Source organism: Nocardiopsis exhalans (assembly GCF_024134545.1).
GTDB lineage: Bacteria > Actinomycetota > Actinomycetes > Streptosporangiales > Streptosporangiaceae > Nocardiopsis > Nocardiopsis exhalans.
In genome coordinates, this window is sequence record NZ_CP099837.1 from 2,562,539 (window position 1) to 2,581,895 (window position 19,357).

A 19,357-nucleotide genomic window follows, 5' to 3' on the forward strand; every position below is an offset into this window, starting at 1 on the left:
GAGTCAGACCCGGGTGCGGACGGCGCGGATGTGTTCGGGGCCGGTGCGGCAGCAGCCGCCCACGAACACCGCGCCGTCCGCGCACCATCCGACGGCGGCCTCGCCGAAGCCCTCCGCTTCGGAGCTGCCGGTCCACCGCTGACCGGCGGCGTCCCACACCTCGCCCGAATTCGGGTAGGCCACCGAGGGCAGGCCCACCGCCGCCACCTCGCCCAGCAGGGACGGTACGTTCCGGGGCGGGACGCAGTTCACCCCCACCGCCGCCACCAACCCGCGCCCGTACAGCGGGGCGAGTTCGGCGGCCACCTCCCTCAACGGGGTTCCGTCGCTGATCCGCTCGCCGTCCGCACACGAGAAACTGAACCACGCGCGAACATCCGGGGTCTCCTCCAGCAGCCGCGCCAGCGCCCGGGCCTCCGCCAGTGACGGCAAGGTCTCGCAGGCCACCAGGTCCGCCCCGGCGCCGGTCAGGACCCGCCAGCGCTCCCGGTGCCAGGCGTACAGGCCGTCCTCATCCAGGTCGTAGGCGCCGGTGTACTCCGAACCGTCCGCCAGCGCCGCCCCGTAGGGCCCCACACCGGCGGCCACCAACCCCGAACCGAAGGCGTCGCGCTCGGCCAGCGCCAGCTCCACCGAACGCCCGATGAACCCCAGCGCCTCCGACCGCGAGTACCCCCGCTCGGTGAAGGCCGCCACACTCGCCTGGTAGCTGGCCGTGATGGCCACGTCCGCGCCCGCCTCGAAGTAGTCCCGGTGCACACGCGCGACCAGTTCGGGCTCCTCGGCCAGCAATCGGGCCGACCACAGGCCGCCGCCCAGTTCACAGCCGTAGGCCTCCAACCGCGTGGCCAACCCGCCATCCAGCACCAGCGGCCCAGTCAGATCCATATCCGTGCCACCCCCTCTCCTCGAAGTATCGCGCGTAACCTGGGCGCAACCCCCATCCGGGGCAATAACCGACAACGCAGCGTGGAAATTACCGAGAGGTCCTCCACAGCCGTTAACCTCCACACGTGCCACCGGTAATGCGACCTGAACACACCAAACTCCGTCCACTGTCCGCCCTCGCAGCGCTGCTCGGGCCGGACACCACTCTTCTGCGCCCCGACCTGAGCGCGGACCGTCCAGCGGACCTCCCCGACCGGGAGATCTATGTCCGCGGTATCACCCATGACTCGCGCAAGGTGCAGCAGGGCGACCTGTACGCGGCCCTGCCCGGGACCCGCGCCCACGGCGCGGACTTCTCACAACAGGTAGCCGACGCCGAGGCCGCGGCGATCCTCACCGATGCCGCGGGCGCCGACCGCGCCGCCGAGACCGGCCTGCCCGTGATCGTCGTGCCCGACGCGCGCGCCGCCCTGGGCACCGCCGCCGCCTGGGTCTACGACGACCCGGCCAAGGACCTGCTCCTGGTCGGTACCACCGGCACCAGCGGCAAGACCACGATCAGCTACCTGATCGAGTCCGGGCTGCGCCAGGCCGGGATGAGCACCGGTCTGGTCGGCACCGTGGAGATGCGGGTGGGCGACGAGCGCGTCGCCTCCTCCCTGACCACGCCCGAGGCCACCGACCTGCACGGGCTCTTCGCGGTCATGCGCGAACGCGGCACCACCGCCGCGGCCATGGAGGTCTCCAGCCACGCCCTGGCCCTGGGCCGTGTCGGCGGTACCCGCTACGACGTGGCGATCTTCACCAACCTGTCCCAGGACCACCTGGACTTCCACTCGGACCTGCGCGACTACTTCGACACCAAGGCGCTCCTGTTCACCCCCGAGTACTGCGACATCGCGGTGGTCAACACCGACGACCGCTTCGGTCGTGCCCTCGTGGACATGGTCCAGGGGCGCGGGGCGGTCCCGGTGACCACCTTCGCCGTGGAGGGCGGTTCCGACGCCGGGCCCGACAACGGCATGGACGCCGACTGGAAGGCCGTGGACGTCGAACTGGGCGCCACCGGGAGCACCTTCCGCATCGTCGGCCCCGGCGGTATGGAGGCCCGCGCCTCCGTGGGCCTGCCCGGGCCGTTCAACGTCTCCAACGCCATGGCCGCCGTCGTCGGCCTGGTCGAGGCCGGGATCCCGCTGGAGACCGCCATCGCCGGTGTGGCCGCGGCCCCGGGCGTGCCCGGCCGCATGGAGTCGGTCGAGGTCCGCGGGACCTCCTCGGGCTTCCAGGACTTCGCCGCCCTGGTGGACTACTCGCACAAGCCCGGCGCCATCGAGGCCGTGCTCAGCGCCCTGCGCGAGACCACCGACGGCCAGGTCACCATGGTGGTCGGCTGCGGCGGCGATCGCGACCGCGCCAAGCGCCCGCTGATGGGTGAGGCCGCCGCGCGCCTGGCCGACCAGCTGATCATCACCAACGACAACCCGCGCACCGAGGACCCCGTCGCCATCGCCACCGCGATGCTGGAGGGTGTGTCCAAGGTCCCTGAGGACCAGCGGGCGCGCGTCACGGTGGAGTTCGACCGCGCCGAGGCCATCGGTCTGGGCGTGCACCGCACCGGCCCCGGCGACGTGGTCGTGGTCGCGGGCAAGGGCCACGAGACCGGCCAGTACGTCAAGGGCGAGGTCCTGCCCTTCGACGACCGCGAAGTGCTGCGGACGGCCATCGAGGACGCCCTGCGCGCCCGCGCCAGCGCACGGCTGGGCAACGCCCTCCAGGACGTCCACCGGGCACCCGACGAAGGCTGAGCCTTGGCCGGCTGAAGGCTGAACCCGGGTCTGACCTCGGTTGATCCAACAACACACCGTAAGACGCGCCGCACGCGGTGCCGTCCGCTTTCCGGGACGCGGCCCCAGGCCGCGTCCCGGTGGTGTGCACACCACCGACGTGTACGGATCGCCGCTACCGGACCCGCCGTCGATCACGAAGTGGAGCATATTGCTCTGCACAGGGCCCCGCTGGGACCCCAGACGCCCCAACATGTTCTAAGGTAGGTCCGGCAATCGCAGCCCGACACGTGCCGCCCACGGTCGCGCCCACGACCCGGCACCGGCCGGTCATCGTGGTGAAGCCCGGCGCGGCACCGCGCGCACGGTATCCGCGGTGCCATCCCCTGACCCGAACCCGAGGCCGGGTGGCCAATGCCCCTGGGGCGCCGTGGGCCGGGCCTGACATGAGGAGTGGATTTGATCGCGCTCACGCTCGATCGGATCGCTGAGATCACCCAAACCGCCATCGGCGGATCAGCGCGCCCCGACGCCGTCGTCGACGGCCCCGTCGTCATCGATTCACGACAGGTGGCGCCCGGAGCGCTCTTCGTCGCCCTGAGCGGTGAACGGGTCGACGGACACGACTTCGCCGAGTCCGCCGCGGCGGCCGGAGCGGTCGCGGTCCTGGCCTCGCGCCCGGTCGACGCCCCCCACCTGCTGGTGGACGGCGGTGACGACGAGGTCCTAGCGGCCCTGGCCCGTCTGGCCCGGCACGTGGCCGTCGAACTCAGCGACCCCGCGCGAGGGACAGCCGCGGCCGAGGTCGTGGGGGTCACCGGCTCCTCCGGCAAGACCACCACCAAGGACCTCATCGCCCAGGTCGTCAGCGGCACCGGACCCACCGTGGCGCCCGCCGGCTCGTTCAACAACGAGATCGGCCATCCGCTCACAGTGCTCCGCGCCGACACCGGCACCAAGAACCTGGTCCTGGAGGTCGCCGCCCGCGGCATCGGGCACATCGCGTACCTGTGCCGCGTGGCCCCGCCCCGGATCGGCGTGGTCCTCAACGTCGGCAGCGCCCACATGGGCGAGTTCGGCGGCCGTGAGGCCATCGCCAAGGCCAAGGGCGAGCTGGTGGAGTGCCTGCCGCCCGGCAGCGACCGGCGCGGCGAGGGCGGCGTGGCCGTCCTCAACGCCGACGACCCGCTGGTGCGCGCCATGCACACGCGCACCGACGCCCGCGTGGTGTTCTACGGCACCGCCGAGGACGCCCAGGTGCGCGCCACCGACGTCGTCATCGGAGACAACGGCGCCCCGTCCTTCACGCTCAACCTGCGCGGCCGCACGGCCCGGGTCGAGCTGGGACTGGTCGGCGCCCACCAGGTCAGCAACGCGCTGGCCGCCGCGGCCGTCGCCGACGACCTCGGCATGGACATCCAAGACATCGCCACCGCCCTCGGCGCGGCGACCCCGGTCAGCCGTTGGCGGATGGAGGTCACCGAACACCGCGGTGCCACCCTCGTCAACGACGCCTACAACGCCAACCCCGAATCGATGCGGGCGGCGCTGACCACCCTGGGCGCGCTCGCCCGGGACCGCCGGTCCATCGCGGTGCTCGCCCACATGGCGGAGCTCGGCGATGACGGCCACGCCGAACACGAGAGCGTGGGTGAGCTGGCCGCCCGGACGGGCGTGGCCCACCTGGTCGTGGTCGGCACGGCGGCCGAAGGGATCGCCGTCGGCGCCGAACGCGCCGCACGGCAGGGGTGGTGGGACGGTGAGACCATCCGGGTTCCCGACGCGGAGGCGGCAGCCGACGCGGTGCGCGACCGGATGCGTACAGGAGACGTTGTCATTGTGAAGGGATCGCGCGTGGCTGCGCTCGAAAGGGTCATCGACCTCATCACCAAGGGTGATGTCCAGTGATCGGCATCACCATAGCGGCGGCGTTCTCGCTGATCATCTCCATGGTGCTGATGCCGCCGCTCATCAAGCTCCTGTACCGGTTCAAGTTCGGCCAGGAGGTCCGCGACGACGGCCCCGAGGGCCACAAGACCAAGCAGGGCACGCCCACCATGGGCGGTATCGTCATCATCCTCGGCGCGGTGGTGGGCTACTTCGGCTCCCACCTGGTGCTGTGGCTGATCCAGCCGACCGCCTCCGGGCCCACGGCCTCCGGTCTGCTGGTGATGTTCCTGTTCGTCGGCATGGGCTGTGTCGGCTTCCTGGACGACTTCATCAAGATCTACAAGCGCCGCAGCCTGGGTCTGCGCAGTGGCGCGAAGATGATCGGCCAGGCCATCGTCGGTGTCGGCTTCGCCTACGGCGTCACCCAGTTCCCCAACGGGTACGGCTACACTCCGGCCGCCCCCCAGCTGTCCTTCCTCCGCGACTTCGGCCCCCCGCTGATGCTCGGCGTGTTCATCATCTGGGCGCTGTTCCTCATCGTCGGCTTCTCCAACGCGGTGAACCTCACCGACGGTCTGGACGGCCTGGCCACCGGCGCGGTCATCCTGTCGCTGGCGGCCTACGTCATCATCGGCAACTGGCAGCTGCGCCAGTCCTGCGTGGAGGCCCTCACCTCCAGCTGCTACACGGTCCGCGACCCCCTGGACCTGGCCGTGGTGGCCTCAGCGGTGCTCGGCTCGTGCATCGGCTTCCTGTGGTTCAACGCCCCGCCCGCCAAGATCTTCATGGGCGACACCGGCTCGCTGGCCCTGGGCGGCCTCATCGTGGGTCTGGCCATCACCACCCGCACCCAACTCCTGCTGCTGCTCATCGGCGGTCTGTTCGTCATCATCACGATGTCCGTGATGATCCAGATCACCTCGTTCCGCCTCACCGGCAAACGGGTGTTCCGTATGGCGCCGCTCCAGCACCACTTCGAGCTCAAGGGCTGGGCCGAGACCACCATCGTCATCCGGTTCTGGATCATCCAGGGTCTGTTCATGGCGATCGCCATCGGACTCTTCTACCTGGAATGGATGCCAAGCTAGAGGCATGCCGCACCACCATCCTTCCGACACCTCCCAGACCCCCGCGCCCGCGGGGAAAGACAACCCCTTCGCGGGCGCGCGGGTCTGCGTCGCCGGTCTGGGTGTCTCCGGGCCCCCCGTCGCCAGGGCACTCCTGGCCCGGGGAGCCCGGGTGGTCGTCGTCGACGGCCGTGACGACGACACCACCCGCCCGGTGGCCGCCGCCCTGACCGAGGCCGGAGCCGAGGTCGTCCTGGGCGACACCCCGCTGCCCGAGGACTGCGACCTCGTGGTCACCTCGCCCGGCTGGCGCCCCGACTCCCCACTCCTGGCCCGCGCCGCCGACGCCGGTATCGAGGTCATCGGGGACGTGGAGCTGGCCTGGCGGATCAAGCCCGCCGACCAGGTGTGGCTCGCCATCACCGGCACCAACGGCAAGACCACCACCGTGCGCATGCTGGAGTCCATCCTGCGCGCGGACGGCCGCGACGCCCTCGCCGTCGGCAACGTGGGCACCCCCGTCGTGGACGCCGTGCAGCCCGACTCCGACGGCCACGTCCACGACATCCTCGCCGTGGAGCTGTCCAGCTTCCAGCTGCACTGGTCCAACAGCCTGCGCCCGCACGCCGCCACCGTCCTCAACGTGGCCCCCGACCACCTGGACTGGCACGGCGGGCTCGACCCCTACGCCCGCGCCAAGGGCAGGGTGTTCGCCCGAGGCACCATCCGCGTGGTCAACACCGCGGACGCCTGGTCCGTCCGCCTGGCCGAGGAGGACGGCGACCCGCACACCCCCGTGGTGGGGCTGCGCCTGGACACGCCCCGCACCGGTGAGCTCGGTGTGGTCGAGGACCTACTGGTGGACCGTGCCTTCGTTGCCGAACCGCACAGCAGCGCCGAGGAACTGGCGACCCTGGGCGACGTGCGCCCGGCCGCCCCGCACAACGTCGCCAACGCCCTGGCCGCCGCCGCCCTGGCCCGCTCGGTGGGGGTCGCCCCGGCCTCGATCAAGGCCGGTCTGGCCGCCTTCGTGCCCGAACCCCACCGCATCGCGCACGTGGCCTCGGTCGCGGGCGTGGACTACGTGGACGACTCCAAGGCCACGAACCCGCACGCCGCCGCGGCCTCCCTGAACTCCTACGCCTCCGTGGTGTGGATCGCGGGCGGTCTGCTCAAGGGCGCCGAGGTCGACGACCTGGTCTCCGGTGCCGCGAGCCGCCTGCGCGCGGCGGTGCTGATCGGCGCCGACCGCGAGCGCATCCGCGAGGCCCTGGCCAAGCACGCCCCCCACGTCCCGGTGGTGGAGGTGGAGGGCCCCGAGCCCGGCGCCCCGGCCGGGCACACGGTGATGGACGCCGTCCTCGCCCGGGCCGCCGCCCTGGCCGAGGAGGGCGACACCGTGCTGCTGGCCCCGGCCGCCGCCTCCATGGACATGTTCACCAACTACCCGGAGCGCGGCCGCTTCTTCGCCGAAGCCGTGCACCGGCTGCGTTAGGCGACGGCCCGCCGACTGCCGCGGGTAACCGAAGGCCACCCCTGCGTCACCACTGGCGCGCGGGTGGCCTTCGGTGTGTCGTGTAGCACCCCCGCACCCGGCCAAAGATGGCCAACACGCGGAAAATGTCCACGGTTCCGAACCCGCCGGTACGCAAGGATTGAGGCGCGAATCGGGCGGAGGATGTGGATGGCGACGACAACGGTGCCCGGGGTGTCCCGTTCCAGGGCGCGCACGGCGACCGGCGGGCGCGAACGGGCGCTCTGGCGTGAGTGGGCCCGGTCCCTGGACCGCCCCCTCACCTCCTACTACCTGATCCTCAGTACCGGGGTCATGCTCATCGCCCTGGGACTGGTGATGGTGCTGTCCTCGACGATGGTCAACTCCATCACCGAGACCGGCTCCGCCTTCTCCGTGTTCCAGCGCCAGCTGGTGTCGGCGATGATCGGCCTGCCGCTGATGGTGATCGCCTCCCAGCTGCCGCTGTGGGTCTTCCGCATGGTCGGCTACCCGGCGATGATCCTGTCCGTGGCGCTGCTGTTGCTCACCGCCTTTCAGGGCACCGAGGTCAACGGCGCGATCCGCTGGCTGGAGATCGGCGGCCTGCTCATCCAGCCCTCCGAGCCGGCCAAGATCGCCTTCGCCCTGTGGGGTGCCAACACCCTGGCCCGCAAGGAGGAGCTCAAGGAGCTGACCGAGTGGCGGCACCTGCTCATCCCGCTGCTGCCCGGCTGCGGTCTGCTCGTGCTGCTCGTCCTGCTCGGCTCGGACCTGTCCACCACACTGGTCCTGCTGCTCGTGTTCCTGGGCCTGCTGTGGGTCGTGGGCGCCCCCGGGCGGCTCTTCCTGGGCATGTTCGGACTCGTCCTCGGCCTCGCCGGGATCGTCATCGCCATCGAACCCTTCCGGATGACCCGCATCACGGCGTTCCTCGACCCCGGCGCGGATCCGACCGGCTCCGGCTTCCAGTCCCTGCACGGCCTCTACGCCCTGGGCACCGGCGGTATCTTCGGGGTCGGCATCGGCGCCAGCCGGGAGAAGTGGGGGTTCCTCCCCTTCGCCGAGTCCGACTTCATCTTCGCCATCATCGGCGAGGAGTTCGGTCTCATCGGCACCCTCCTGGTGCTCGGACTGTTCGGCATGCTCGGCTACGCCGGGCTGCGCGTGGCCTACCGCGTCAAGGACTCCTTCTCGCGGCTGGCCGCCTTCGCCATCGTGACCTGGATCCTCGGCCAGGCCATGATCAACATCGCCGCCGTCATCGGCCTGGTCCCGGTCACCGGCATCCCGCTCCCGCTGGTCTCCTACGGTGGTTCGGCGCTCATCCCCACGATGATCGCGCTCGGAGTGCTGCTCGCCATCGCCCGCCAGGAGCCCCAGGCACAGAAGGCCCTGGCGGCCCGGGGTCCCAGTTGGGTCCAAAGGGCTCTAAGCTGGCTTGGCCTGGAGAACATCGTCGCTTCCGTCCAGAATCGGAACGGCTCGGCGTCCTCCAAGCGCACCACCGCGCCGCGTGCCCCGCGCAAGTCGCAGGAGCGCGGCAGCAAGGCTGGTGCCAAGACCACGGCCAAGAACAACAGCGGACCGGTCCCGGCTGGTGACCGGCCAAGGAGGAATCGGCGACGATGAGGGTAGCCCTAGCCGGAGGCGGCACGGCCGGGCATATCGAGCCCGCACTCTCCCTTGCGGACGCGCTCCGGCGCATCGAACCCAACACGGAGATCCTCTGCCTGGGCACCGAGCGGGGTCTGGAGACCCGGCTGGTGCCCATGCGCGGCTACGAACTCGGTCTGATCCCGGCGGTTCCCCTGCCGCGTCGGCTCACCCCGCAGCTGCTCACGGTCCCCGGCAAGCTCGCGGGCGCGCTCAGCGCCGCGGGTGAGCAGCTGGACAAACTCCAGGCCGACGTCATCGTGGGCTTCGGCGGTTACGTGGCCACCCCCGGCTACCTGGCGGCCCGGCGCCGCAAACTCCCCATCGTGGTGCACGAGGCCAACCCCCTCCCGGGCCTGGCCAACCGGCTCGGCGCGCGGCTGACCCCGCACGTGTTCACCGGGCACCCGCACACCCAGATCCGCAACGGCCGCTTCATCGGCATCCCGCTGCGCCAGCAGATCACCTCGCTGGACCGGCTGGCCATGGGCGACAAGGCCCGCGCCTACTTCGGGCTGCGCCCGGACCTGCCCACCCTGCTGATCTTCGGCGGCTCCCAGGGCGCCCAGCGCATCAACGAGACCGCCTTCAACGCCGCCGCGGCCTTCCGCCAGGCGGGCGTGCAGGTCCTGCACGTGGTCGGCCCCAAGAACGCCGACGAACCCCAGGACTTCACCCAGGACGGCATCCCCTACGTCGCCGTCCCCTACGTGGACCGCATGGACATGGCCTACGCCGCCGCCGACGTGGCGATGTGCCGCTCCGGTGCGATGACCTGCGCCGAACTCACGGCCGTGGGCCTGCCCGGCGCGTTCGTTCCACTGGCCATCGGCAACGGTGAGCAGGCCCTCAACGCCCAGCCCATCGTCCAGGCGGGCGGCGGCCTGATGGTCGACAACGCCGACGTCTCGGTCGAGTGGATCGCCAACCAGCTCATCCCGCTGCTCACCGACACCGACCGCGTCGTGGCCATGTCCGAGGCGGCCGCCCGGATGGGCCGACGCGAAGCCGACACCGAACTCGCCCGCGAGGTCCTGGCGATCGCCCGCGGCGACAAACCCACCCCCGAACTGCCGTTGCCCGAGGACGGCGACGACGAAGCCTTCTACGACGACGGGAAAGACACACGATGAGCCTGGTCAAGCCGACCGACCCGGTCCCCGTCGACGAGCTCGGCCGTACCCACTTCATCGGCCTGGGCGGAGCCGGGATGTCCGGCATCGCCCGTGTGCTGCTGCAGTCCGGGGTCGAGGTCTCGGGCAGCGACGCACGCGACAGCGACACCCTGCGCGAGCTCGAGCAGATGGGCGCGCAGGTCTTCGTCGGCCACGCCGCCGAGAACCTGGGCAAGGCCGACACCCTCGTGGTCTCCTCCGCGATCCGCGAGAACAACCCCGAGCTCGCCGAGGCCCGCGCCCGCGGCATCCGTATCCTGCCCCGCGCCGCCGCCCTGGGCGCCCTCCTGCTGGGCCGCGAGGGCATCGCGGTCTCCGGCACCCACGGTAAGACCACCACGACCTCCATGGTCACCGTGGTCCTGCAGCACCTGGGCGTCGACCCCGGCTACGTGATCGGCGGCAAGCTGGTCACCACCGGCCTGGGTGCCGACGCCGGGGTCGGCGAGGCCATCGCGGTGGAGGCCGACGAGAGCGACGGGTCCTTCCTGATGCTCTCGCCCAAGATCGCCGTGGTCACCAACGTCGAGGCCGACCACCTGGACAACTACAGCGGCATCGACGAGATCCACGCCAACTTCGCGAACTTCGTCGACCGGGTCGAGCGCACCCTGATCGTCGGGATCGACGACCCGGGCGCTCGCACTGTCGCCGAGCTGGCTCGTGAACGCGGCAAGAAGGTGCTCACCTACGGGGAAGCCGCCGACGCCGACTACCGGATCACCCGGATCCGCCCCCGCGGCTTCACCACCGAGTTCACCCTCACCCCCGCCGAAGGCGACCCGATCGACGGCACCCTGGCCGTCCCCGGGCTGCACAACGTGCAGAACGCCGCCGCCGCGGTCGCCGTCGCCGACGAGCTCGGCCACGACCTGGAGGTCGCGGTCGAGGGCATCGCCGACTTCGCCGGAGCCGCCCGCCGCTTCGAGCTCAAGGGCGAGGGCAACGGCGTGGGCGTCTACGACAGCTACGCCCACCACCCCACCGAGATCGACGCCGACCTGCGCGCCACCCGCGCCGCTCTGCGCTCCTTCGCCGAGGACGCGAAGGAGAACGGGGAGGAGATCCCCGAGGGCCGGGTCGTCGCGCTGTTCCAGCCGCACCTGTACAGCCGGACCCGGATCTTCGCCGAGGAGTTCGCCACCGCCCTGAGCCTGGCCGACGAGGTCGTGGTGATGGAGATCTACGCGGCCCGTGAGGACCCCGAGCCCGGGGTCACCGGCGAGATCATCACCTCGAAGGTCTCCCACGACGGTGTCCGGTACGTGCCGGGCCACCAGGAGTCCGTGCGCGTGGTGGCCGAGCTGGCCCGCCCCGGGGACATCGTCCTCACCATGGGCGCCGGTGACGTCACCGAGCTGGGGCCGCTGATCGTGGAGGAGCTGGCGCGGGTCGCCGAGGGTACCGAAACCAGCTAGAGGCCAGTTAGAGGAGCACGCACACGTGGGCGCTGACCGGGACGGGGCGAAGGCCCAGGCCACGAAGAAGGCGCAGGCCACGACAGGGGACAGCACGGGGTCGGATCCCTGGAAGGTCGCCTTCGCGGTACTGCTCGTCGTCTCCCTGGTCTGCGTGGTCACGTGGGTGCTGCTCGGCTCGCGCCTGCTCGTGGTGCGCGAGGTCGCCGTCAGCGGTCTGGACCGGGTGTCGCAGGAGGAGGTCGTCGCTGCCGTGGCGGTGGACACGGGGACCCCGTTGATCCGGGTGGACCTGGACCAGGGCCGCGACCGCGCCGAGAGCCTGGACCTGGTCGAGTCCGCGACGGTGACCCGCGGCTGGCCCGCCACCCTCAGGGTGGAGGTCGTCGAGCGGCGTCCCCTGCTCGCCATCCGGGTGGGGGAGGATTACCGGCTGGTCGACGGCGACGGCGTGCGGATCGAGGACTCGGCGAGCCGTCCCGGAACCCACCCGCTGGTCCGGGTCACCGGGGAGATCGAGGGCAACGAGGCGGTTCGGGCCGCCGCGGACATCGTGGAGCAGGCCCCGGACTCCCTCATCGCCCAGATACAGCTCATCGACGCCACCGACACCGATCAGATCACCGTCGAGCTCGGCGACGGCTCACTGGTGGAGTGGGGTGACGCGCACGGCACCTCCGGCAAGAGCGACGTCCTGCGCGTCCTGATGCGCGAGCACCCGCCCCAGGAGGGGCGGGTCTACGACGTCGGAACCCCCGACCTGGCGATCGTCAGGTGAAGCGCGCGCCAAGGAACGCACAGGAGACGGAAGATCCCGGGCAAGGCCCCCTTAGGGGTGTATTAGGGACGCGTCGAGAGCGCTGGCGCGTTCGGAGCTCCCCGCGCGGATCGTCCCGCCAGGACATTCCAGACGCGACGCGCCGAGTGCGCACTTCGCTTCCTTGCGTTATACGCCGTTAGGCTGAGGCCAACATCGGTTGCCCGTACCCGGCGGTCCGCTTACTGTCGGGAAGCACAACCAACGTCAAGAACGTAGCAAAACACGCTTTCAGGGGTACACAGGAACCGTCTCACCCCGCTCCGACAGAGCGGACCGCGGTCCGGCCCACGGGTCGGCCCGGCGAGGGGAAGAGCGGTACCGGTGGCCCCGGGTTCCCCCACTGACAGCCGCCCGACCGGGTGGCCGTTCGGGGGCAACCGAAACGCACACTGAAGAACCGGATGCCGGACCGCCGGCGCACCTGCTGGTCACAGCCAGCACACGCGTAGACGGAACGGCGTATGCGAGCGGAAAGGCCCCTCGTCGTGGCAGCACCGCAGAACTACCTCGCGGTCATCAAAGTCGTCGGCATCGGCGGCGGCGGTGTCAACGCCGTCAACCGAATGATCGAAGAGGGGCTCAAAGGCGTCGAGTTCATCGCGATCAATACCGACGCCCAAGCGCTGCTGATGAGCGACGCGGACGTCAAGCTCGACGTCGGCCGTGAGCTCACCCGTGGCCTTGGCGCAGGCGCCAACCCCGATGTCGGCCGTAAGGCCGCCGAAGACCACCGCGAGGAGATCGAGGAGGTCCTCAAGGGGGCCGACATGGTCTTCGTCACGGCGGGCGAGGGCGGCGGGACCGGCACCGGTGGAGCCCCGGTCGTCGCCAACATCGCCCGCTCCCTCGGAGCGCTCACCATCGGTGTGGTCACCCGCCCCTTCGGTTTCGAGGGCAAGCGGCGGGCGACCCAGGCCGAGTCGGGGATAGCGATGCTCCGCGAGGAGGTCGACACCCTCATCGTCATCCCCAACGACCGCCTGCTGTCCATCTCTGACCGCCAGGTCAGTGTGCTGGACGCCTTCAAGGCGGCCGACCAGGTCCTGCTCTCCGGTGTCCAGGGCATCACCGACCTGATCACCACGCCGGGCCTGATCAACCTGGACTTCGCCGACGTCAAGTCGGTCATGTCGGGGGCCGGATCGGCGCTGATGGGAATCGGATCGGCTCGAGGGGACGACAGGGCCGTGGCAGCGGCCGAACTGGCGATCTCCTCACCACTGCTCGAAGCCAGCATCGACGGGGCACACGGTGTGCTGCTGTCCATCCAGGGCGGCTCCGACCTCGGACTCTTCGAGATCAACGAGGCGGCACAGCTGGTCGCCAACTCCGCGGCGCCCGAGGCCAACATCATCTTCGGTGCCGTCATCGACGACGCCCTGGGTGACGAGGTTCGGGTCACCGTGATCGCGGCGGGCTTCGACGAACCGGAGGTCACCGGAGCCGTGGTGCGGGAGCACCAGCCGGTGGACCCTCCTGAGGCCGTCGCCCCCACGGCAGGCATCACGTCCGGCAGGGAGGGTTCGTCGGCCAAGGCGACGCCGTCCGCCGCTGACGCGAGCGGGGCGCCGGCCACCAGCATGCCGTGGATCGCTCCGTCGCGCCCGGCCCAGCCCGCCCAGGAAGCTCCCGCCATGCCGCCGGTGCAGCCCGCGGTGACGCAGGAGCCGGTCCGGCCCGAGCCCGTCCAGCCGGAACCGGTGCGTTCGGAGTTCGAGCCGACCCAGCCCCATGCCGAGCAGGCCCAGGGCAACGGTTACCCGGTCTCCCACAGCGAGTCCGAGCCGGTCGCCCCGGAGTCCCAGCAGGTCGCTCCGGCCGAGGAGCAGCAGGCCCCGGCCGCCGAGCCGGAAGCCCAGCCGAGCCACATCCACGCGGTCTCGGACGCCTCGGAGCGCCGTGGCGAGGTGCCCACGCCCCGTCGCCGGGTCATTTTCGACGACCCCGACGACCTGGACGTGCCGGAGTTCCTCAAGTAGCCCCTCACCACCCCGGTACCATCGACGTGTCAGCGGCCCCGACCCTTGCGGCGGGGCCGTCGCCGCCCCACGGGAGAGCCAGCGGAGCAGCCGCCAGGTCTCCCTCGGGGCAGAGGGAAGGGCCGCGTCGCGCCGATGGGCAACTTGATCGACCTGGGGCACGGTGTCCGTGCAGCCGTCACCGAACGCAAGGGCGGTGTGAGCCAGCCTCCGTTCGACTCGCTCAACATCGGACTGGGGTCCGGTGACAGCCGCGAGGCGGTCATGGCCAACCGCGCACGCGCGGCCCAGGAACTGGGTTTCGACGTCGACAGCGTCGTGTGGATGAACCAGGTGCACAGCGCCGACGTGCTCGTGGCCACCGAACCCGGCGGGGTCGGCACCTGCGACGGAGTGGTCACCACCCGGCCGGACCTGGTCCTGGCCTCGATGGCCGCCGACTGCCTGCCCGTGCTCGCCGCCGACACCGAAGCCGGTGTGCTGGGGGCGGCCCACTCCGGGCGCCTGGGCACCGCGAACGGGGTGGCGGTCAACCTGGTGCGGACGATGGTCGACCAGGGCGCGCGTGTGGATCACATCACCGTCTTCCTCGGCCCGGCGATCTGCGGCGGCTGCTACGAGGTCCCGCCCGAGCTCCAGGCCGAGACGGCCCAACACACCCCCGAGGCGGCTGCCACCACCCGCCGGGGCACCCCCGGCGTGGACATGGTCGCCGCCGTCACCGCCCAGTTGCGCCGTGCGGGGGTCGCCGACATCACCGCCGACGGCCGCTGCACCCTGGAGACCCCCGAGCTCTTCTCCCACCGCGGAGGAGCGCCCACCGGCAGGTTCGCCTCCTTCCTCTGGCGCGTCTGACCTTCGGAGCATCCGGGTCACCCGGGCCTTCCCCTGGCACCCCGGGCTCCGTACACCTCCGGGGCCACTTTCGGCCACGGCCACCCCAGGACACACCACCGAAGCCGACAGCAGTCAGTAGGGAAAAGGAACACCCGTGTCACACACCGACCCCGCGCGCACTGAACAGATCCGCGCCAACCTCACGGCCGCGCGGGCCAGGATCGGGTCGGCCTGCCACAAGGCCGACCGCGACCCCTCGGAGGTGTCGCTGATCGGCGTGACCAAGACCTATCCCGCCAGTGACGTGCGTATTCTCGCTTCCCTCGGGGTCACCGACGTCGGCGAGAACCGCGACCAGGAAGCGGCCCCCAAGGCCGCCGAGACCGCCGACCTGGGCCTGACCTGGCACTTCGTGGGTCAGCTACAGAGCAACAAGGCCCGATCGGTGGCCTCCTACGCCGACGTCGTGCACTCGGTGGACCGGGCCAAGCTGGCCCGGGCGCTGGGGGACCGTGCGGCCGCCGCCGAGCGGCGTCTGACCTGTCTGGTACAGGTGAACCTGGACACCGACTCTCGGTCGGGGGTCATCGGTCCGCGCGGCGGCGTGGACCCGGCCGACGCGCCCGCGCTCGCCGCACGCATCGCCGAGCACGAGGCGCTCGCCCTCGGCGGGGTGATGGCGGTAGCTCCGCTGGGCGGCGATCCGGACGAAGCCTTCGCCCGTCTGTACGAGGTGGCGGGGCGGATTCGGGATCGCTACCCTCAGGCGACAGTGATCTCCGCCGGGATGAGCGGGGACCTCGAAGCCGCGATCGGGCGAGGCGCGACACACCTGCGACTCGGTACGGCGTTGCTCGGCTCCCGGGGACCGATCGTGGGGTAATGTCCCCACATAGACCTTGGGGCCTGTCTGTGGCGTTCGCCCGAATGAGCGGACACCCCGCGCACGCGGGGCACAGGGGCCGAAGACGGAGGAGTCGGCTGCGGTGAAGGCCGCGGGGACGACGGAGGACATGAGATGGCCGGCGCGATGCGCAAGATGGCGGTCTACCTCGGCCTCGTGGAGGACGACCGTTACGATCACCGCTATGCGGACGAATATGATGAGTTCGACGATTTCGACGAGGTCGTGGACGAGCAGCGTGACCGCGGCGCTGACACCCCACGAGGCGAGGAAGCACGAGGCGACGCTGTGACGGACACCGGCGACTACCTGGGAACGGGTGAGCGACGCGGTGGTACGACCACGACTGCCTCAACCGCCGACCTTGCTCGGATCACCACGCTCCACCCACGCACCTACAACGAGGCGCGTACGATCGGAGAACACTTCCGGGAAGGTACACCGGTGATCATGAACCTGACCGAGATGGTCGACAGCGACGCCAAGCGTCTGGTCGACTTCGCGGCTGGCCTGATCTTCGGTCTCCATGGCAGTATCGAACGCGTAACCAACAAGGTGTTCCTGCTGTCCCCGGCCAACGTCGAGGTGACCGCCGAAGACAAGGCGCGGATCGCCGAGCGAGGGTTCTTCAATCAGAGCTAGACCATCACATTTGTCCAGAGATTGGGTCGGGGAACGACCGTGAGTATCGTCCTGTTCGTGCTGCTGAGTCTGCTTCAGCTGTTTGTCTTCGTGCTGATAGCGAGGGTGGTCCTGGAGATGGTGCAGTCCTTCTCCCGGTCCTGGCGGCCCACCGGGTTCGTGCTCGTGCTCGCTGAGATCGTGTACACGATCACCGACCCGCCACTGAAGTTCCTGCGCAAGTTCATCAAGCCGATCCGGCTGGGGAGTATCGCACTCGACCTGAGTGTGCTGGTCCTCTTCTTCGGTGTGATCATCCTTCAGAGCGTTCTGAGGGGCCTGATGGTGAGCTTCGCGTAAGGGGAACAGGGACAGAAAAGACAACCCCTGATTCCGATATGTGGTCTTGGTCATGATCTGGATTGCCGTAAGGTCACGATCAGGTAGCGTCCCTACGGACAGACTCCAAGCGCGCCAAGGAGACGAACATGCCGCTGACACCCGCCGATGTGCGGAACAAGCAGTTCAGCACTACCCGGCTCCGACCCGGGTATGACGAAGAAGAGGTCGACGCCTTTCTCGACGAGGTCGAGTCTGAGCTGGACCGACTGATCCAGGAGAACGAGGAACTGCGCGGCAAGCTTGCCGAGTGCCTGCGGGGTAAGGTCCCCAACGCCGGCATGCAGGACTTCCAGCAGCCGCAGGAGCAGGCCCCCGAGGCGCCGCAGCAGATGGAGCAGATGCGCCCGGAGCCCGTCCAGGCGCAGCAGCCCATCGAGCCGCAGCCCCAGCCGCCCGCGCCGCAGCCGCAGCCGCAGATGGGCATGACCGGCGCCAACATGGCCATGGGTGGCGAGGAGAACATGGACACGGCCGCCCGTGTCCTGGCGCTCGCCCAGCAGACCGCCGACCAGGCGATCTCCGACGCCCGCCGCGAGGCGGACGAGACCCTCGGCCGCGCCCGCCACGAGTCCGAGGACATCCTCGGCAAGGCGCGCCGTCAGGCCGACCAGATCATCGGTGAGGCCCGGGCCCGTTCCGAGAACCTCGACCGTGACGCTCAGGAGCGCCACCGTCAGGTCATGGGCAGCCTGGTCCAGCAGCGCGAGGAGCTCGAGCACAAGGTCAACGTGCTGAAGGACTTCGAGCGCGAGTACCGCAGCCGCCTGAAGGACTACTTCGAGCGTCAGCTGCGTGAGCTCAACGAGGAGGGCAAGTCCGTCGAGCCCAACCCGAACACCACGGGTGGCTTCCAGACGATGGCCCCCCAGACCGGCGGAACCCCCGCGCTCCAGCAGCACGGCCCCGGCGGTAACCCGTTCGGTCAGCCCGAGCCCGCCCAGCACGGTGGTTTCCACCCGGGTGAGGCCCCGCACGAGCGTCGCTAGATCCCATCGAGCGGCAGTGCGGCTCCGAACAACTGAAAACTCCGGCTCCACACGTGTAAAGGCCCTGGTCGACCCGTGATCCTTAGCCTCCTCGCCACCGTGGCGGTGCTGGCGGCCATCGCCGTCATCGCTGCTGCCCTGGTGCTCGCCGAACCCAACCTGGTGTACATCGCCCTGGGACTCGGCGGGCTGAGCGTCCTCCTCCTGTTGGGCGCGATCATTCAGGGACGGTTCAGCGGGAGCGGAACGGACACGGAGCGGACGGAACGGACGGACGGTTTGGGGAAGTCGTCCGTCCCCGTGATGGCCGCGGCAGCGGCCGGCACGGTAGCGGCCCCGCCGTGGGAACCGGAGGAGTCTGGGCGCGTACCCGCACCGGCTGAGCAGCCGGTGCGGGAATCCGCCCCCTCGGAGCAGCGCGTAGAGCAGATCGCAGAGCACCCCGTGCCCCCGGGGCACCCCGCTCCCGTCAGTGAGCCGCGTCCGGCGGCCGCTGAGGACAGCGAAGAGGAAGCGGAGTTCGAGGTTCCCCGCTGGCAGACCCCCACGCTGGGGAACTGGCCGGAAGCGGCCGTCGAACCGGACTCCGGACCTGAAACAGCACCGGACGAGCCCGCCGAGGCTGAGGTTTCCGAGGCAGGGGCCTCCGCACCGGCCGAGGAACGGGCCGAGGAGCCGGTCGAGGCAGAGACCGCCCCCGAACCCGAGGCGGAGCCCGAAGCAGAGGCCGCCCCGGAGCCCGAGCGGGAAGAACCTCCCGCCGAGGCGTTCACCTACCGCATCCCCACCCGGACCACTCGCGAGGACCGCGAGGAGGCGTCGGTCGAGGACGCCGACCACGAGGAGCCGCCCCAGGAGGGCGAGGAGCCCGTGGCGGACGTCGAGGACGCCGAGGGCCACCAGGAGGCTCCGGTGGAGGAGAACCCCGCCGAAGAGGCTGTGGAGGCCGCTGAGACCGCCGAGGACTCCGAAGAGGACCTTGAGGCTGGGCCGGTGGCCGAGGACGTCCCGGAATCCGGGGAAGAGGCCCCCGAAGCGGAGCCCGTGGCGGAGACACAGATCCCCGAGGAGCCCGAGGACTCGGAACGCTCGGCCGACGTCACCTACGAGCAGCTCGCAGAGGAACAGCCTGCCGAGGACCCGGCTCTGGCCTACGCCGCCATCCTCGACGGCGAGGAGACTGAAGAAGCCTCGGACAAGACCCCTGAGGTCACGGAGGTTCCTGGGGCCGCGGACGAAGCCCCCGAAGCCACGGAGGCGGCCGAGGACTCCGGCTCGGAAGAGACCGACGACACCGGCAACAGCGACGAGGACGGTCAGCCGGACCGCGCCAAGGAGCCGGACTCCTCCTGCTCCAGCTAGCGGCCCCCTCACACCCGAGAACACCACGAACACCCGAGAACACCACGAAGGGCCCGCTCGAAGAACGATGCTGTTG

Annotated in this window: 16 protein-coding genes; 15 read left to right on the forward strand and 1 reads right to left on the reverse strand. The window is 70.4% G+C overall.

The genetic code is table 11. The annotated features are described in order from the left end of the window. Positions 1-3: 3 nt before the first annotated feature. A complete protein-coding gene (gene mmuM, locus NE857_RS11475) occupies positions 4-888 on the reverse strand; it encodes a homocysteine S-methyltransferase (RefSeq protein ID WP_254420967.1) in 885 nt (294 codons plus the stop codon). Positions 889-1,025: 137 nt separating this feature from the next. Between mmuM and NE857_RS11480 the strand changes: the two genes are divergently transcribed. The 15 genes from NE857_RS11480 (at position 1,026) to NE857_RS11550 (ending at position 19,281) form a co-directional block, all read left to right on the forward strand. After that, positions 1,026-2,693 (forward strand): UDP-N-acetylmuramoyl-L-alanyl-D-glutamate--2,6-diaminopimelate ligase, encoded by a 1,668-nt coding sequence (locus tag NE857_RS11480; RefSeq protein WP_254420968.1) that lies wholly within the window; start codon positions 1,026-1,028, stop codon positions 2,691-2,693. A 438-nt stretch (positions 2,694-3,131) separates the two neighbouring features. After that, positions 3,132-4,580, forward strand: coding sequence for a UDP-N-acetylmuramoyl-tripeptide--D-alanyl-D-alanine ligase (locus NE857_RS11485; protein WP_254420969.1), 1,449 nt, complete (start codon positions 3,132-3,134; stop codon positions 4,578-4,580). Further along, positions 4,577-5,650, forward strand: coding sequence for a phospho-N-acetylmuramoyl-pentapeptide-transferase (mraY, locus tag NE857_RS11490; protein WP_017579782.1), 1,074 nt, complete (start codon positions 4,577-4,579; stop codon positions 5,648-5,650). The genes NE857_RS11485 and mraY overlap by 4 nt, the downstream gene beginning before the upstream one ends. A gap of 4 nt (positions 5,651-5,654) precedes the next feature. Further along, entirely contained in the window at positions 5,655-7,124 is a 1,470-nt protein-coding gene (gene murD / locus NE857_RS11495) for a UDP-N-acetylmuramoyl-L-alanine--D-glutamate ligase (RefSeq protein WP_254420970.1), read from the forward strand. Between the two features lie 189 nt (positions 7,125-7,313). Next, positions 7,314-8,753, forward strand: a complete 1,440-nt coding sequence (gene ftsW / locus NE857_RS11500; RefSeq protein ID WP_254420971.1) for a putative lipid II flippase FtsW — start codon at positions 7,314-7,316, stop codon at positions 8,751-8,753. Further along, a complete protein-coding gene (murG, locus tag NE857_RS11505; RefSeq protein WP_184361129.1) occupies positions 8,750-9,910 on the forward strand; it encodes an undecaprenyldiphospho-muramoylpentapeptide beta-N-acetylglucosaminyltransferase in 1,161 nt (386 codons plus the stop codon). Before ftsW ends, murG begins: the two co-directional genes overlap by 4 nt. Beyond that, positions 9,907-11,370, forward strand: coding sequence for a UDP-N-acetylmuramate--L-alanine ligase (gene murC, locus NE857_RS11510; RefSeq protein ID WP_254420972.1), 1,464 nt, complete (start codon positions 9,907-9,909; stop codon positions 11,368-11,370). Before murG ends, murC begins: the two co-directional genes overlap by 4 nt. A gap of 25 nt (positions 11,371-11,395) precedes the next feature. Beyond that, the gene (locus NE857_RS11515; protein ID WP_425572214.1) at positions 11,396-12,148 is read left to right on the forward strand and encodes a cell division protein FtsQ/DivIB; all 753 of its coding nucleotides are present in this window, start codon (positions 11,396-11,398) and stop codon (positions 12,146-12,148) included. Positions 12,149-12,675: 527 nt separating this feature from the next. Continuing rightward, on the forward strand, positions 12,676-14,169 hold the full coding sequence (gene ftsZ / locus NE857_RS11520) for a cell division protein FtsZ (RefSeq protein ID WP_254420973.1): 1,494 nt from the start codon (positions 12,676-12,678) through the stop codon (positions 14,167-14,169). A 135-nt stretch (positions 14,170-14,304) separates the two neighbouring features. After that, entirely contained in the window at positions 14,305-15,024 is a 720-nt protein-coding gene (pgeF, locus tag NE857_RS11525; protein ID WP_254420974.1) for a peptidoglycan editing factor PgeF, read from the forward strand. A gap of 136 nt (positions 15,025-15,160) precedes the next feature. Continuing rightward, entirely contained in the window at positions 15,161-15,889 is a 729-nt protein-coding gene (locus NE857_RS11530) for a YggS family pyridoxal phosphate-dependent enzyme (RefSeq protein WP_254420975.1), read from the forward strand. Positions 15,890-16,024: 135 nt separating this feature from the next. Continuing rightward, on the forward strand, positions 16,025-16,552 hold the full coding sequence (locus NE857_RS11535) for a cell division protein SepF (protein WP_017579791.1): 528 nt from the start codon (positions 16,025-16,027) through the stop codon (positions 16,550-16,552). 39 nt (positions 16,553-16,591) lie between these two features. Beyond that, positions 16,592-16,891 (forward strand): YggT family protein, encoded by a 300-nt coding sequence (locus NE857_RS11540; RefSeq protein WP_017579792.1) that lies wholly within the window; start codon positions 16,592-16,594, stop codon positions 16,889-16,891. A 128-nt stretch (positions 16,892-17,019) separates the two neighbouring features. Further along, positions 17,020-17,919 carry a DivIVA domain-containing protein gene (locus tag NE857_RS11545; protein WP_017579793.1) on the forward strand — a complete coding sequence of 300 codons (900 nt, stop codon included), beginning with the start codon at positions 17,020-17,022 and terminating at the stop codon, positions 17,917-17,919. A gap of 75 nt (positions 17,920-17,994) precedes the next feature. Continuing rightward, complete coding sequence (locus NE857_RS11550; RefSeq protein WP_254420976.1) at positions 17,995-19,281, forward strand: hypothetical protein; 1,287 nt, start codon at positions 17,995-17,997, stop codon at positions 19,279-19,281. Positions 19,282-19,357: the final 76 nt, after the last annotated feature.

What these genes read in the sequence shown, in the direction of transcription:
- NE857_RS11545 (WP_017579793.1), top strand. Translation starts at nt 17,020, where the DNA reads ATGCCGCTGACACCCGCCGATGTGCGGAACAAGCAGTTCAGCACTACC.
- mmuM (WP_254420967.1), bottom strand. Translation starts at nt 888, where the DNA reads ATGGATCTGACTGGGCCGCTGGTGCTGGATGGCGGGTTGGCCACGCGG.
- pgeF (WP_254420974.1), top strand. Translation starts at nt 14,305, where the DNA reads ATGGGCAACTTGATCGACCTGGGGCACGGTGTCCGTGCAGCCGTCACC.
- murC (WP_254420972.1), top strand. Translation starts at nt 9,907, where the DNA reads ATGAGCCTGGTCAAGCCGACCGACCCGGTCCCCGTCGACGAGCTCGGC.
- ftsW (WP_254420971.1), top strand. Translation starts at nt 7,314, where the DNA reads ATGGCGACGACAACGGTGCCCGGGGTGTCCCGTTCCAGGGCGCGCACG.
- NE857_RS11535 (WP_017579791.1), top strand. Translation starts at nt 16,025, where the DNA reads ATGGCCGGCGCGATGCGCAAGATGGCGGTCTACCTCGGCCTCGTGGAG.
- murD (WP_254420970.1), top strand. Translation starts at nt 5,655, where the DNA reads ATGCCGCACCACCATCCTTCCGACACCTCCCAGACCCCCGCGCCCGCG.
- NE857_RS11480 (WP_254420968.1), top strand. Translation starts at nt 1,026, where the DNA reads ATGCGACCTGAACACACCAAACTCCGTCCACTGTCCGCCCTCGCAGCG.
- murG (WP_184361129.1), top strand. Translation starts at nt 8,750, where the DNA reads ATGAGGGTAGCCCTAGCCGGAGGCGGCACGGCCGGGCATATCGAGCCC.